This window comes from Agromyces sp. LHK192, assembly GCF_004006235.1.
Lineage (GTDB): Bacteria > Actinomycetota > Actinomycetes > Actinomycetales > Microbacteriaceae > Agromyces.
The window spans coordinates 503,786-518,962 of sequence record NZ_CP034753.1 but is presented as its reverse complement, the minus strand read 5'-3'; the positions used below and the strand labels follow the sequence as shown (position 1 = coordinate 518,962).

At 71.2% G+C, this 15,177-nt stretch carries 12 protein-coding genes; all 12 read right to left on the bottom strand.

The window, feature by feature from the left end:
* The 12 genes from ELQ40_RS02320 to ELQ40_RS02265 all read right to left on the bottom strand — a co-directional run bounded on the left by ELQ40_RS02320 (window position 1) and on the right by ELQ40_RS02265 (window position 15,113).
* The gene (locus ELQ40_RS02320) at window positions 1-1,944 is read right to left on the bottom strand and encodes a putative baseplate assembly protein (RefSeq protein WP_127792226.1); all 1,944 of its coding nucleotides are present in this window, start codon (window positions 1,942-1,944) and stop codon (window positions 1-3) included.
* On the bottom strand, window positions 1,941-2,354 hold the full coding sequence (locus ELQ40_RS02315; protein ID WP_127792225.1) for a GPW/gp25 family protein: 414 nt from the start codon (window positions 2,352-2,354) through the stop codon (window positions 1,941-1,943). Before ELQ40_RS02315 ends, ELQ40_RS02320 begins: the two co-directional genes overlap by 4 nt.
* Window positions 2,355-2,368: 14 nt before the next feature.
* A complete protein-coding gene (locus ELQ40_RS02310) occupies window positions 2,369-4,231 on the bottom strand; it encodes a VgrG-related protein (protein WP_127792224.1) in 1,863 nt (620 codons plus the stop codon).
* Window positions 4,218-4,970, bottom strand: coding sequence for a LysM peptidoglycan-binding domain-containing protein (locus ELQ40_RS02305; RefSeq protein WP_127792223.1), 753 nt, complete (start codon window positions 4,968-4,970; stop codon window positions 4,218-4,220). Before ELQ40_RS02305 ends, ELQ40_RS02310 begins: the two co-directional genes overlap by 14 nt.
* 9 nt (window positions 4,971-4,979) lie before the next feature.
* Window positions 4,980-5,423 carry a phage tail protein gene (locus tag ELQ40_RS02300; protein WP_127792222.1) on the bottom strand — a complete coding sequence of 148 codons (444 nt, stop codon included), beginning with the start codon at window positions 5,421-5,423 and terminating at the stop codon, window positions 4,980-4,982.
* Window positions 5,420-8,035: a hypothetical protein gene (locus tag ELQ40_RS02295; protein ID WP_127792221.1), complete on the bottom strand. Its 2,616-nt coding sequence runs from the start codon at window positions 8,033-8,035 to the stop codon at window positions 5,420-5,422. Before ELQ40_RS02295 ends, ELQ40_RS02300 begins: the two co-directional genes overlap by 4 nt.
* Before the next feature lie 3 nt (window positions 8,036-8,038).
* The gene (locus ELQ40_RS02290; protein WP_127792220.1) at window positions 8,039-8,197 is read right to left on the bottom strand and encodes a DUF6760 family protein; all 159 of its coding nucleotides are present in this window, start codon (window positions 8,195-8,197) and stop codon (window positions 8,039-8,041) included.
* The gene (locus ELQ40_RS02285; protein WP_127792219.1) at window positions 8,194-8,628 is read right to left on the bottom strand and encodes a hypothetical protein; all 435 of its coding nucleotides are present in this window, start codon (window positions 8,626-8,628) and stop codon (window positions 8,194-8,196) included. The genes ELQ40_RS02290 and ELQ40_RS02285 overlap by 4 nt, the downstream gene beginning before the upstream one ends.
* Complete coding sequence (locus ELQ40_RS02280; RefSeq protein ID WP_127792218.1) at window positions 8,628-9,074, bottom strand: phage tail protein; 447 nt, start codon at window positions 9,072-9,074, stop codon at window positions 8,628-8,630. Before ELQ40_RS02280 ends, ELQ40_RS02285 begins: the two co-directional genes overlap by 1 nt.
* Before the next feature lie 61 nt (window positions 9,075-9,135).
* Entirely contained in the window at window positions 9,136-10,692 is a 1,557-nt protein-coding gene (locus ELQ40_RS02275; RefSeq protein ID WP_127792217.1) for a phage tail sheath subtilisin-like domain-containing protein, read from the bottom strand.
* A 148-nt stretch (window positions 10,693-10,840) separates the two neighbouring features.
* Window positions 10,841-14,314: a hypothetical protein gene (locus tag ELQ40_RS02270; protein ID WP_127792216.1), complete on the bottom strand. Its 3,474-nt coding sequence runs from the start codon at window positions 14,312-14,314 to the stop codon at window positions 10,841-10,843.
* A gap of 4 nt (window positions 14,315-14,318) precedes the next feature.
* The gene (locus ELQ40_RS02265; protein ID WP_127792215.1) at window positions 14,319-15,113 is read right to left on the bottom strand and encodes a DUF4157 domain-containing protein; all 795 of its coding nucleotides are present in this window, start codon (window positions 15,111-15,113) and stop codon (window positions 14,319-14,321) included.
* Window positions 15,114-15,177 lie beyond the last annotated feature (64 nt).

Sequence of the window (15,177 nt, the reverse complement as noted above, 5' to 3'; positions counted from 1 at the left end):
TCACACCCCCGAGACCACTCGGACCTTGTGCTCGAAGCTGAACACGAGGGCATCCGGATCGAGCACGATGCGCTGGGCCGGCTCGCCTCGCTTGCCGGTCACGGGGTCGGCACCGAAGAGCAGCACCTCGTCGACGAGCTCGGTGCCGGGCAGCGACTGGAGCACCGAGTAGACCTCGCCGGCCAGCACGGGTCGTCCGAAGGGCCAGCCGGTGCCGTTCGCCCCGCCGACGACGGGATCGAAGTGCCGGTACAGCGCCGTGAGGGCCTGCGTGCGGAGCGCCTCGACCGCCGCACGCGGACGTGCGACGAGCTTCGCGACGACCGTGATGCCCTGGTAGGCGGGGGGCTCGATCACGAGCCGCGACCCCACCGGCCGCCGCGCGTCGAGGTCGTCGGAGATCGCCTGCAGCAACTCGTCCGAGGGCAGCAGGTCGGCGAACGCGATCCGGCCGTCGGCGTCGCTCGAGACCGTCGGCACGATCAGCAGCCGCGCGCCGTTCACCGCGTCCGCGGCGGGCACGCAGTGCGCTCGCGCGATGCCCGGAGCAGCGCTGCGCGCGAGGTGCTCGTAGTCGTCGGCGGTGACCGCGCGGTCGCGGGTGCGCACGGCCAGCGGACCGCGCACCCGCGCTTCGTCGATGGTCTCGCCGTCGCTCCCGTCGTGCGCGGCGCGGCGGTTCACGGTGCCGCTGACGAACGGCACGGTCGACCGCAGCACGTTGAGCGCGCCGGCGGACACGTTGCCGGCGACCCCGCCGCCGAGCCGGTAGCGGGGCACCCGCATGGGCGCACCCTTCGGCGGGACGGCGCCGAACCGTCGGAGCGACCCGTCGGGCTCGCGCACCGCCGGCGGGAACGAGACGACGCCCCGGGTGCGATCGACGCGGATGACCCGGTCGTCGGGGCCGGAGCCCGCGAACGAGTCGACCTCGGTCCACGCCTCCCAGTCGCCGCCGCCGCCGACCTCGACCACGAACGGCTCGCCGTCGTCGAGCACCGGGCGTCCGTCGAGTTCGAAGTCCTGCCCCGGCACACCCTCCGAGAGCCCGAGCACCTCGTCGGTGACGGTCGCGGCGTGCACGGCGGCGACCACGCCGCCGACGGTCTCGGCCTCGACCGAGCGCACCACGGGCGACGCCGAATAGGTGGGTGTGCCCTCGGGCACCTCGACGACCCGGCAGCGCAGCCACGCCGAGCGCTCGCCGGCGACGACGGATGCCTCGTGCCCGCGCGGCACGATGAGCACGACCTCGCCGGGCCGGTTGAGGCCGCCGGTGCCGTCCGAGACGACGTCGCACGCCGACCAGTCGGCGCCGGTCCACGCCTCCCAGGCGATCGGCGGGTCGAGCGGGTCGACGCCGACGCCGCGCACGGTGCTGTCGACCCGGATCGACAGGGCGAGCCCGCCCGACGGCTCCGAGAGTCCGACGAGCAGCGCGTCGCCGATCGCGGGCTGCTCGGAGAAGGGGTCCAGCGGGCCGTCCTTGAGGTTCGCCCGGCCCGCCCACGCCTCGCCCTCGACCGGGGACGTTCCGACCAGCGAGGCCGATCGCGGCGGGATCTCGAGCTGCTCGACCGTCGAGAACACGATCGACGCCCGGTCCTCGGTGCGCGGCGTGCCGACCTCTGTTCGCGGCGGCACGACGACGGTCTCGGCGTTGGGTGCCGACAGCCACAGGACGACGTCGGCGGTGGCGGCGCTCGGGGGGAACAGCTCGACCCCGAGCAGCTCGAGGAAGCTCAGGTAGAGCTTGTCGGGCACGCGGTTCAGCCGGTAGAGCAGTTCGTCGGTCATGAACGCGAACGCCTCGATGATCGTGACGCCCGGGTCCGAGACGTTGTGGTCGCTCCACTCCGGGCAGCGCAGGGCCACGAGCCGCTTCGCGTCGTCGACGAGGTCCTGGAACCTCCGGTCGTCCAGGTTCGGCGTGGGCAGGGTCATGACGGCACCTCCGAGTCCTCGCGGGGGATCACGTAGAAGGGGAACACCAGGTTGCGCGGGTCGTTCGTGCCGAGGATCACGTAGGCGACGTCGATGAGGAGGCATCCCTCGTCGGCTCGATCGAACGAGACGGAGACGTCGGCGACCTCGATCCGCGGTTCCCAGAAACGCAGGGCCGATCGCACGGCGGCGCCGATGGCGCCGGCCGTCGCCGCGTCCGCCGGGGCGAACACGTAGTCGTGCACGGCGCAGCCGAACTCGGGGCGCATCGGCCGCTCGCCGGGGGCCGTCGCGAGGATGAGCCGGATGGCCTCCTCGATCTCGCGCTCGTTCGACGACAGGGCGATCCTGCCCGTGTCGTCGGCGTGCACGGGGAACGACCACCCGCGTCCGACGAACTCCTGTGCCATGGCCTCTCCCGCCCTCAGTTGATCTTCACCAGCGAGCCGCGGACCGTCGTGACGCCGCTCGCCGACAGCTCGGCGGTGCCCTGCGCCTTCACCGCGACGGTGGCGCCCGAGACCTCGGCGCTGGCGTCGGCCTTGACCTTCACGTTCGGCGCCCCGAATTCGGCACTGGAGCCGCCCTTGAGCTTCAGGTCGGTCGTGGCCTCGATCTCGACGGTCTTGCCGGTCAGCTTGATCGCGCCCGACGCGGCCTCGACGGTGGCATCCTTCTTCGCGGTGACCTTCACCGGGCCCTCCGAGATGATCTCGATGCCCTTGTCCTGGTTCTGGGTCAGGGTGATCCGCTGGGCGCGCTCGTTCGACGAGATCTGCACGTACTCCTTCGAGCCGTCCTCCATGAACTCGACGACCATGCCGGTGCGCGAGGTCCACACGCGCTGGGCGACCTTGCCGTTCTTGACGAGGTCCTTCCACGGGTCGAGCGGCAGGTCCTTGCCGTTGAAGAGGCCGCCGAGCACGTAGGGCCGGTCGAGGTCACCGCCCTCGAAGGCGACGAGCACCTCGTCGCCGACCTCCGGCAGGACCGTCCAGCCGTAGGCGTTCCCGGCGCCGAGCTGCAGGGTTCGCGCCCAGCTGCTCTCGTAATCGTCGGAGAGCGCCGGGATCTTCACCGCGACGAGACCCTCGAACTCCTTGTCGCCGTGCTTGGTGACGATGGCGGGCAGCACGCCCGGGAACCGGAATGCCGCCGAACCGGCGGTCGCTGCGGCACCGGTGACGGATGCCCCTCCGGTCGCGATCCCGTACAGCGACCGGTCGGAGGCGTTCGTGACGTGCACCTTCGTCGTGTAGCCGACCTCCGCCGAGAACTCGTGGACCGACTCGGTCACGACGTACCGTCCGTCGAAGGGGTCGCCGAACCCGCGCACGCTCACCGCGGTGCCGGACCGCAGGGACGCCGAGCCCAGCACGACCGCCTCGAGCTCGGCGAACCCGCCGGCGATGCGCTCCGCGAACGCGCCGGCGAGCTGCTCCTGCGACTGCTGGTCGCCCTGGCCGCCGGGGTGCAGGTAGGGCGGGCTGGCGAACTCCTTCGCGAGCTTGACCGGCTCGACGGGCAGCTGGGCGCTGCGCGTCTTGGCCGGCTTCTTGGCGCTGACCGCCTGCTTGCCCACCGGGTCCCAGCCGCGCACCTCGACCTCGGGCACCTGTTCGCTGGCGGTGACCGTCGAACGCAGGTACAGGATGTTCGTCCCGTGTTCGATGACGACCGGGTCGCTGCGGGCGGCGACGCTGCCCGACGGGGCGTCGCCGGCTTCGACGGGCTTCGCGAAGGTGAGTTTGCCGCGCTCCACCGAGAAGGTGTACCCGACCCGGTCGGCGAGCCGCTTGAGGAACACCCAGTCGGTCACGTTGTCCTGGCTGATCTTGTGGTGCACGCCGGGGGTGGACGAGACCTCGGCCGTGAGCCCCGCCTCCTGGGCGACCTTCTTCACGACGTCGGCGACGGTGACGTCGATGAATGCACGCAGACGCCGGCCGCGGAAGAGCCGGTGCGAGCGGTCGAGCCCGCGCACCCGGGTGACGAGGCTGCCGACGATGTCCTCGCGCTCGAGCGCCGTCACCTCGCCCTCGACCAGGACGGGCGCCTGGCCCGGACCGTTCACCTTGACCGAGATCTTCACCTTCTTGCCGATCGCGATGCCCGCCTTCGTCAGCAGGTCGCCGGCGTTGTCGTCGAACTCGAGGTCGAACGAATCCGGCAGGCTCGCGGCATCCGTGATGCGGCCGTGCAGCAGTTTCGTCGTGAGGTCGTCGGCGAGCGGGCTGCCGTCGATGTCGACGAGGAGGTTGCTGGTGTAGACGTCAGTCGAGGGCACGCGCGAGCTCCCTCCGGATCGGCTCCCGCGGGGCGTCGAACTCCTCGGCGACGGGCAGCAGGATGCTCCGGCCCGGACGCATCCGCATCGGGTCGTCGATCCCGTTCACATCGGCGAGCGCGCGCCACAGGGCGGCGTTGCCGTACTCGCGGAAGGCGATCATCGCGAGGGTGTCGCCCTCGCGCACGACGTGCAGCCGACGCGGTTGGAGCCCGCCCGAGGTCGGGTTCTGCTTGCCCATCTCGCTCGCGAGCTCGGCCATCGCGACCGTGCAGACCGCACGGATCGGCATCCCCGACGGCGAGAACAGCGTGTACTTCGCCGAGACGCTGGTGATGTAGCCGACGAACCCCGAGAGCCCGCCCCACATGAACCGCACCCACGGCGGCGACGGCGTCTTCGTGCCCTTCGACTTCTCGGTCGGCGCGGTCGCGGCGAACAGGTCCTCCACGTGCTTGACGACGCTCGCGTCGCGCGAGAGCGAGGCGTCGAAGTACATCTCCACCGTCAGCTTCTGCGGCTCCGGGCCCTGGTAGCTCGCGGGCGGCGCCGACGACGCCTTCTTCTGGTTCTTCGACTCCCACTTGGCGCTCTTGGCCATCGTCAGCTCCTTGGGGTTGAGCTGGAACTCGATGGTGGCGATCTTCGGCCCGGGGCGACCCGGTTCCTGACCGGGTTCGAGGAGCTCGATGGACGCCTTCGTGAGCTTCCGGGTCTCCTCGGTCTGCGTGAGCGGCATGACGGCCTCCTAGTACTTCGCGCCGGTCGAGATGAACCCGTGGTGCGCGATCTCGAGGGTCTCGGTGAGCACCTTCGGCTGGTCGGAGCTGAACCCCGGACCGGTCCACCGCACCGGGATCACGTCGTTGATCGCCCATGAGGCGACGACCGCGCCCTTCGAGGTCTTCGCGACGATGCTGCCGGTGCTGCGCTTCATGCCGCCGGTGGTCGAGAGGATCCAGTTGATGACCATCTCGCTGGAGCCCTCGTAGACCGGGCGACTGAGCTTGATGTTGGGGTACTTCAGGCGGGTCGGGAACTGCCAGACGTAGAGGTTGTTGCCGCCCTCCTCGCGCGATTCGAGCACCACCTCGACGCCGAGCCCCTCGCACCCCGTGAACTCGCCGAGCTTCTGCTCGTCGAGCTTCACCTCGTACCTGACGCTGACCGCGGTCTTCAGGTCGTCGATCATCGGTTCACCTCACCCCTGTCAGATTCCGTCGATCCGGACGCCGCGCCGCTCGCGATCGAGCAGCAGTTCGGACTTGATGCGCCGCACCAGCGGTGCATAGAGCCGCGCCGCGAGCTTCTCGAGGTCGGCCGGCGACGTCGGCGCTCCCGCGGCTGCCGCACCGGATGCTCCGGGCAGCGCGCCGCCGATGCCCGCCGCGGCTCCGGCGAGTGCGCCGCCGGCTCCGTCGATCGCCGATCCGACGGCGGATGCCGCTCCCCGGCGAGTCCCGCCGCCTGGTCGGCGACCCCGGATGCCGCGGCCTGCGCATCCCCGAGCGCGCCGCCCACCGCGTCGGAGGCGGCTCCGGCCAGGCCGCCGAGCGCGTCCGCGCCCGGGATGCCCTGCGGCGGTCGGGGCAGCGGCAGCGATCCCGCGCCGGGCAGCGAGGGGAGGCCGGCCGGAAGCGACGGGATGCCGGCGGGGAGCGGCGGCAGGCCTCCCGGGAGCGCGGGCAGCGACGGCATCCCCCCGGGCAACGACGGCAATGAGGGCAGTGCGGGCATCGACGGCAGGTCGGGGAGCTCGGGGTGGCCGGGCAGGGAGGGCATGCCGCCCGGCAGCGCCGGCATGGCGCCCGGGAGTGCGGGCAGCGCCGGCATCGACGATGGGATCGGCAGGTCGTCGGCGCCCGGCAGGTCGGGGACGGAAGGCAGGCTCGGCATCGACGGCGTCGAGGGCAGGGCGGGGAGAGCCGGCATCGCGGGCGCCGAGCCGAACGGGTTCCACCGCTGGACGAAGGCGCGGAATCCGCGCGGCTCGGGTGCAGAGCCGGGCGATTCCGTCGGGGACGCCGGCTGATCGGCCGCTGCCGTTCCAGACGATGTCGAGGGGGCCGGGCCGCCGACGACGCCGACCGGGGTGCCGCCTGCCCTCTGGGCGGTCGTGCGAGCAGCACTCGTGCGAGCGCCGGTCTCCACCGCCGTCCCCGGCGCGAGCACGCGCGCCACGACGACCGGCCCCGAGTCCGCGCGCCGCCCGGCCGCGAAACGCGTCGGCGCGACGCCGATCGCGGGGCCGATGGCCGGTTCCAGCGTGCGCGCGGCGACGAGCGGCAGGCTCCGCGGCGCGCTGACCGGCGTCGGTGCGACGACGGCGCCCCGACCGGGAGCCGTGCCGGCCTCGCCCGCCGAGGCATCCGTCGGCGCCGAGGCATCCGTCGGCATCGACGGCTGGACGTCGGCGGACGCCGCCGGCAGCTGCTCGGGCTTCACCGGAAGGTCGTTGGGCGCAGCCGGCGGGTCGTCGGGCGCGGCGGTCGGGTCGACGGTGAGCGAGCGTTGCGCGATCGTCGGGATGTCGGGCGATCGCACCGCTTCGCCCGGATGATCCGACGAACGGCCGTCCGTGTCCGCGATCGTGTCGGCACCGACGTCGAGCGCACGGTCGGGCAGTCGCTGCAGCGGCATCGCGACCGGTGGCGCCGAGGGTCGCGGTGCCGTGTGCTCCGCTCCGGGTGTGGTCTCGGTGCGCTCGACGTGGCCGAGCGCGGTTCCGAGTTCCCGGTCGGCGAGGATCGGGGCCGGAATCGCCGCGTCTCCCGGCGCGGCTGCAGGAGCAGCGGGGGATGCACCGAAGGCGGGGTTCGGGGTGACCGCCGTCGCCGGCCCGGTGCGCTGCACCGGTGCGAGCGGGGCCCCGAGGCCCATCCGGCGCGGCGGGGTCCGCGCGGGCTCGGCGACCGGCGCGGCCCGGACCACCTGGTCCGGAGCGGCCGAATCGCCGGCGGCCGAATCCCCGACGGCCGAATCCCCCACGGCCGGAGCCGTCTCGCCGCTCGACGTGAGCGGGAGCTCACCGACCGGCCCGCGCGAGGCATCGGAACCGGAGCCGCGCAGCGCGAGGTCGGGCGTCGCGGCATGCGTGGTCGGACTCGGCACCGTGGCCTCGGATGCGGCGCTCGGCGTCGCCCCCAGCGTCGCACGCTGCACGGGTGCCGGCGGCGCGTCAGGGGCATCCGGGCCGGCGTCCGGGCCCACTGCGGCATCGGGCGCATCCGGCAGGTGCGAGGCCGCCGACGTGTCTGGACCGGCGTCGGGCACCGGATGCCCGGCGACGTCCGATGGCCCCGATGCGACGTCGGCGGCCAGGTCGAGCGCCGCTGCCGGGGCATCCGGTGGTCCCACCGTCGCGACGTCCGACGGCGTCGCGGCCGTGGCCGGCGTCGGCGCCGGAGCGGCGGGCGCGCCTGTCAGGCCGGCGGAGCGCTGCACCGTCGCGCCGCCTCCCTGGGTCTCCGACGGACGGAGCGTCAGTTCCGACGCGCGGACCGGCGCGTCGACCGGGGCGCCGAGCGACCCGGTGTCGGCGGCGACGGTGCCGGCCGGGGCATCCGAGTCGATGAGATGCCCCATCGAACCCATGAACGACGGGTCGACGCGCGTCGGAAGGGAACCGACGAATCCCGACCCGAGCGACGTGCTCGTCGGAGCGTCGCTCAGCCGCTGCAACGGCGGCAGGAACGCCCATCCGGCGGGGCTCGTGGGCTCCGCCGGCCGCGCAGCGGTCGCCGTGCCGCCCGGCGCCGCGTCGGCGCCGGCGGGCTCCCGATCCCGCTGCCACGGCCAGCGCATCGCTCAGCGCTCCTCGCTCATCCGGGTGTTGATCGCGGCGATCTCCCGCACGTACCGCAGACGCTGCGGATGCTCCAGGTCGAGGATCTCGTCGAGCGACCAGTGGAAGTGATAGGCGACGTACGCGACCTCCTCGTGGAGCCGGTCGGCCGCGTACGTCATGATTCCCCCAGGCGCCCGCCCGCGAGGTCGGCGGTGAACCGGTTGGAACACTGCGGGCACGTCACGGCGATGCGCGTGTGCCCTTCGGCGTTGATGCGGCGGTAGAAGTCCTGCAGGAACGCGACGTCCGACGCGAACATGTTCTCGACGACGGAACTGTCGACGTTCGGCAGGTCGCCGAGCGACGAGATCACGCGGCCGAGCAGCACGACCGTCGTGTACGCCGAGTTCTCCTGGACGCGGGCGTCGTACAGCGGCAGCAGTTCGTCGCGCGCGGTGGCGAGACGCATCACCCCCCGGCGGTGCACCCGGCCCTCGGCGTCGACGAAGCCGCGCGGGAGTTCGAAGGCGAACTCCGTGCGCATCGGCTCGTCGACACCGGCCCGACCCTCGTCGTCGGTGCTCGCGCGCGTGGAGATGACGCGTTGCATCAGCTCACCGTCGCCTCGTCGAAGCAGACGGTGAACTTCTCGGTCGCCTGCTCTGCGGCACCGGCCTTGAGCGAGTTGAGTTCGACGCTGCGCACCCAGCAGTTCATGAACGAGTACGTCTTGATCGTCTCGCCCTTGTAGTCGAGCAGCTCGACCGACGCCGTCTTGCGGGCCCCGGCGACGTCGCCCTCCATGACCATCTTGAGCCAGTCGGTGACCGTCTTCGAGTCGGTGAGGCCGCGGGTGACCGTGAACTCCCCCGCCTTCGGCCGGCCGATCAACTGGCGCACGATGTACTTGCCGTCGTTGGTGTTCTGCTTGAGCTCGATCTTGTCGACCTCGGACTTGAGGCCCGAGACCTCGATCACCTTCGGGATCTCGATGCCGTCGATGACGACCTTGAATCCGTTGGCCGGTGATGAGTCGAGCGGGTCGGCGAGTCCCATGGTTTCCTCCTGTGTTCGTTGTGGGATGGCTCAGTGGGCGTGTGCCGGCTGGCGTGCTCGCCTACTCGGCGACCAGGCTGGTGCCGCCCGAGAACTGCGAGAGCTGGAAGATGACGAACTCGGCCGGCTTCACCGGGGCGACCCCGATCTGGCAGACCACCTGGCCCGAGTCGATGACGTCGGCCGGGTTGGTCTCGTCGTCGCACTTCACGAAGAACGCCTGGTCGGGCGTGGCGCCGAACAGTGCGCCCTTGCGCCACTCGCCGATCAGGAACGCCGAGATCGAACGCCGCAGCTTGCCCCACAGGGCCTGGTCGTTGGGCTCGAACACGGCGAACTGGGTCGCGTTCAGGATCGACTTCTCGAGGTAGTTGAACAGCCGGCGCACGTTCACGTACCGCCAGGCCGAGTCGCTCGAGAGGGTCCTCGCACCCCAGACTCGGATGCCTCGGCCCGGGAAGTTGCGGATCGCATTGATGCCGATCGGGTTGAGCAGTTCCTGCTCGGTGCGGGTCAACTGCGTCTGCACCGCGACCGCGCCGCGCACGACCTCGTTCGCCGGCGCCTTGTGCACGCCGCGTTCGCTGTCGTTGCGCGCCCAGACCCCGGCCATGTGCCCCGACGGCGGCACGAAGCGGTTCGTGCCGGTCAGCGGGTCCATCACCTGGAACCACGGGTAGTAGAGGGTCGCGAACTTCGAGTCGTAGCCGGCCTGGTTGCGACGCCAGTCGACGATCTCCTGCGCGTTGAGCGCGGGCGGCGGGTCGAGGATCGCCATGCGGTCGCCCATCAGCTCGCAGTGGGCGATGATCGCCAGCTGCACGGCCTTCACCGTGTCGAGGTCGATCGCGCCCTGTTCGTACGCGGCCATCAGGTCGGGGACGCTCACCATGGTGACCTCCTCGACCTCCTCGAGGCCGGTGAAGCCGGTGCGGTCGGCCGAGTCGCCGACGTAGTTCGCCGCCGAGATCTGGTCGAGCGCGATGGGCTCGGGCTCCGGCTCCGGGATCGCCAGGTCGAACGTGCCGACGGCGGGCTTCACCGCGGTCGACGTCTCTGCCTCTTCGAGGGTCACCATCTTCGACTCGGCGGTGACCTTCGTGACGACGTAGTTGTCGCGCGCCGGCTGCGTCGAGACGTTGCCGTAGGTCTCCGGCTGGCGGCCGTCGACCATGATGACGAGCTTGAACTCGTCGTCCGGCGGATTCTCGCCGTCGGCCTTGCCGATCTCGACCTTGACGGGCTTGTTGTTCGCGGCGCCCTTCGCGATCACGCGGTAGCCGCCGACGACGACCTCCTGCGGCTCCTTCGGGGCCTCCTTGGCGTCCTTGCCGGCTTTGCCCGCCGCCACCGACGACGTGCCGATGCGGACGACGTAGCAGTTGCCGCCGCCGTTGAGGAAGTAGCCGTACACCGAGTACGCGAGGTACGAACCGGGGTACAGGCCGCCGAACTCCTCGACGAACTGGGTCCAGTTCGACACGAGGGTCGGCGTGTTCTCGGGGCCCTTGGGGGCCAAGCCGATGAAGGCGGCGACCGCGGTGCCGACGCCCTCGATCGGGCGCGTGCCTGCGTCGACCTCCTGGACGTAGACGCCGGGTGAGAGATACGTGGGCATCGGAGACTCCTTCGCGATCTGCGTATGCAGGCAGCATCGAACGGATGCCGCTCCGGCGGTGAGTCTGCGCGTGCGATCGGTCGGGAAGGGGGAAGTGCGCGAAGGGGCAGGTGGTGCCGATGCTGACCTGAGCAGTCGCTCGACTCGGTCAACCGATCACGACTGTGACCGAGTCCGCTCCCGGTGCCGAGCTGCCTGAGGCGACCTGCCACTTCCCCGCGGCAACGGCCTCGGTGTAGCACGCCTGCACGACCTCGATGTGAATCCGGCTTCGGAGTGCCTGCGCCTTCGCCGGTTCGATTCCCTGCCCACGCAGGTCGACGATGATCGCTTGGAATCGACGGTCATAGGGTAGGTGTTCCAAACGGCGCGCATACTGGGCCTTGAGTTTGTCGATGAGTGAATCCTCTCCGCCCGGTCGGGCGAGCAGGTAGCGCTTTGTCTCTATCTGCCAGTCGCTCTGCTGGATGTCGGGTCGCACGTGACCCTTTGGTCGGTCGGCGGCGGCCCGGTTGTCCATGTAAGCCCCCTGGTCGCCACCGCCGATCTCCGCGTACAGCCATGCGAGTTCCTGTTCAGAGGCTCGCCACGTCGGTAGGCCCGAAGACGACGCGACAGCGGCCCGCGCCAGATACTTGGCCCGCTTGACGGCATCGGCTTCTGCAGCGGCGAGATGCTTCCACTTGGCCTCCAGGAAGTCACGCTCTGCCGCTCCGAAGCGCACGACACCCTCAGGGAGCGCCTGCGACGGACTGACTGCTTCGGTGATGGACATCGTGGCGGATGTGACTTCGCCATCACCTGCGCTGTCGACCGCACTCTCGGCCGTCACCTCACGCTGCACTGACGCGCGCACCATCCAGTGCTTCTCGCCCGGTACGGCCTCGAGTACTGCGAGCCCGTTCCGAACTCGGGCCAGTCCGAGAGCGGGCTTCAGCAGGTGCTGCCCGACGCGCTTGCCGGCGAATCGGTTGATCGCGGTGACTCCGGCCGCCGCGCCGGCGCGCTCCTTCTCCTCCGGCGTCTTCTCCTTGATGCCGAGCTTGCCCTTGAACTTGCCCCAGGCCTCCTTGCCCTTGGCCTTGATCTTGGCGAGCGCCTTCTTGCCGAGCGCGATGGCCTTCTTGCCGAACGCGACGGCCTTGCCGACGACCCAGTCGATGACCTTGTTGACCGGCTTCTGCACGGCCTCGATGATCTTCTTGATCTTCCCCGAGATGCCGCCGAGCCCGAGCAGCGAGGCCATGAAGCCGATGAGCACCGGCACCATCTTGCCGAGGGTGTTCTCGATGTACCCGGCGACCGCGCCGACGCCGCCGGAGGCGATCGACTCGACCGAGTCGAGGATCGAGTCGACGAACGCCTTGATCTGCTGGGCCTTCTCGACGAAGAACATCACGACGTCGTAGATCATCTTGCAGGCCTTCACGAAAGCCGAGGCCGGGTTGAGCATCGAGACGAGCCAGACGATGCCGGCCTTGATGATCTCGACGGCGACCATCTCGCGGACCTGCGACATGATCATCTCCTTGATGTCGCCGACCTTCTCGAGGATGAGGCGCCAGATGCCGCCGAGTCCTTCCTTCATGACGAGCTTCACGACGTCGAAGCCCTGCTCGACCAGCTCGATCGCCCCGGGCGGGAGCTTCGCGGCGATACGGGCGCGCACGTTGGCCCACGTGAGTCCGAGGATCGAGAGCACGAGCTTCAGCACCCCCTGCAGGTCGAACTTCTCCGGGAGTTCGATGCCGGCCGCAGACAGCGCCCCGAACAGCCAGCCCTGCAGGCCGTTCTTCAGGTGGGTGAGGATGTTCGCGCCGAAGGCGACGATGCCGCCCTTGACGGCGTTGACGAGGTTGCCGAGGAACCCGATCGGGTCCTTGATGATCTTCTCGACGGCGCCGGCGGCCCGGGCGAGCACGCCGAGCAGCATGTCCTTGAGCTTGAGGATGGTCGTGATGGCGCCGCCGACGGCATCCTTCGCCTTGTCGACGAGGCCCTTGTGCTCCTCCTGCATCTTCGTGATCTCGTCGTCGACGGCGGTGCGCGCCTCGACGTACTTCGCGGCGAGGTCCTCGGCGAGCGCGTTGCCCTTCTCGTCGACCGACTGCTCGAGTTCGTCGAAACGGCCGCCGACCTCCTTGGCGGCATCCGCACCGACCCGGCGAAGCGACGGCGAGAGTCCCTTGACGTACGTGTCGATCTTGGCGCGGCCCTCCGCGACTCGGTCCTTCGCGCGTGTGAGTTCGCGGCCGACGACGTCGGCGACCGCGTTGATGACCTTCGTCATCTCGGCCTCGTAGGTGGCGCGGGCGCGCCGGAAGATCTGGTCGACCTCGGGCTCCGGCCCCAGGAGCAGGTCCGCGGTCCACCGCAGCCCGCCGCCGGCGCCCGAGTAGCGCCGGTCCTTGAAGTCGCGCATCTCGCGCGTGTGCTGGTCGGTGAACGCCTGCTTGGCCTTGCCCTCGCCGTCCTTGAAGGCCTGGTCGACGAGCGGGTCGATGCCGTTCAGGATCTGGTCGACCGCGACCTTCGTCTCGTCGAAGAGGCGCGTCACGTTGGCGGTGACGGCCGCGCGCTCCTGCTCGTCCTTCGAGCGCTGCTGCACCTGCTTCGCGGCGACCTGGGCCTGTCCGCCGCTGCGGGCGCCGAGCATCGCCATCGAGGCCTGCGCCCCCTGGGCGCCGGCCTCCTGTCGCGCGCCCGCGAGCACCTGGGTCTCCTGGGCACGCACGGCGGCGGGCGCGGCGGCGGCGTGCTGCTGCGCGTCCTGCTTCGCGGCGAGCGCGCCGGTGAACTCCGGCTCGTTCGAGTTCCGGAGCTGTTCGTCGGTCACCCCGGCCGCGGCCATCTCGCGGTTGGTCTCCGCGGGTCCGTGGCTGAGGTCGAGCTGCTCCGGTGGCGCACGCGAGGGAGCGGCCTGGCCGGCTTCGATCCGCGGTGCGCCGACGGCCGGTTCGGCCGGCAGCGGTTCGACGGGCTTCTCGACGGCGCGCGACTGGTCGGGCGGCTTCGCGGAGGCATCCGCCATCGGCTTGGCCGCGCCCTCCTTGCCGCGCGCGACCTGCCCGCGCACGTCGGCGGCGATCCGGTCGGACTTGCCCGAGCGGCCGAACTCGTCGGCGTCCTCGAGGGTCTTGGGCGACTGCTTGTCGATGGCGGCCTTCACCGCGGCGACGAAGGCGGCCTTGTCGAATCCGCCGGCCGGCGCGGCTCCCATCTCTCCCGCCTTCGCGGCCTTCGCCTGGGCGTCCTTGTCTCCGGCGGGCGGCTGCGCGGCCTTCGCCGCGGCCGCCACCTTCGAAGCGACCGACGGATGCCTCGTCAGCTTCGCGGTCGCGACGCGCGCGGTCTGCTTCGCCCGGACGAACCCCGGGTGCCTCCTCGGGTCGGGCGGCGACGGCGGCACGGGCGGGCCTGCGGCGGAGGCACGGACGAGTCGCTGGACCGGATGCCTCGTCGGCTGCCCGGCGAGCATGGCCGCGACCGCGGAATTGCCGGCGGTCGCCTGGAGCTGCAGCACCTGCGCCCGCGGCGAACGGCCTTCGGCGCCCGGCGACTGGGCCCTCGAGGCGATGGCGGCGGCGGGTCCGCGGGCGTGATGGGCATGCTGGAGGGGCATGGGCTCAGGCTTCCTCGGCCTCCTCCTCGGGAGCCTCCTCGCGCTGCACGAACGAACCCTGCACGGCCTCTTCCTCCTCCTCGGGAGCCTCCTCGCGCTGCACGAACGAACCCTGCACGGGTTCCTCCTCCTCGCCCTCGCGCTGGACCGACGCGGCTGCCCCGGGGGCCGAGGCATCCGTCTCGCGCTGGATCGGTGCCGGTTCGCTCATCACGCGGGCGGCGTTCTCGGACGCGGCGACCTCGTACCGATCCCCCGGATCCGACACGCTCACACCGCCTCCCGACGGGGTCCCGTCGACGGGGCCCGAACGCTGCTGCATGACGTGGGTCAGTTCATGGGCGAGCGTCGTACGCCCGGCCGTCGACGACGTGTCGAACGCGTCGCGTTGGAACACGACATTGTTGCCCACCGTGTACGCGTGCGCGCCGACCGACTGCGCCGACGCGTGCGCATCCGACCCCGTGTGCACGCGGACGTCCGAGAAGTCGGCTCCGAGCCGCGACTCCATGTCGTCGCGGACCCCGCTCTCCAGCGGTGAACCGCCTCCGCCCTGCACGACGTCGAGCACGGGCGAGCGCTCGGCGCCGTGGTCGTGCCCGGCATGTTCGTCCTCCTGCTCGGCGACGAGCCCGCTCACCGCGCTGTTGCCCGCGTCGCGCTGCAGGCGCAGCATCGACGCCGGGCCGAGCACGTCGGCGCGGCGCTGGGCGAGTCCGGCGAACGACGCGTCGTCCTGCCGGCTCGACCGATCGTGCGCGACGACGTCGACGCCGCGTTCCTCATCGTGGATGCGCATGGCACACCTCCCTGGCGTTCTTCCATTCCACGCCCTGCGGCGGTGGACCGACGCGGGCTCGTCC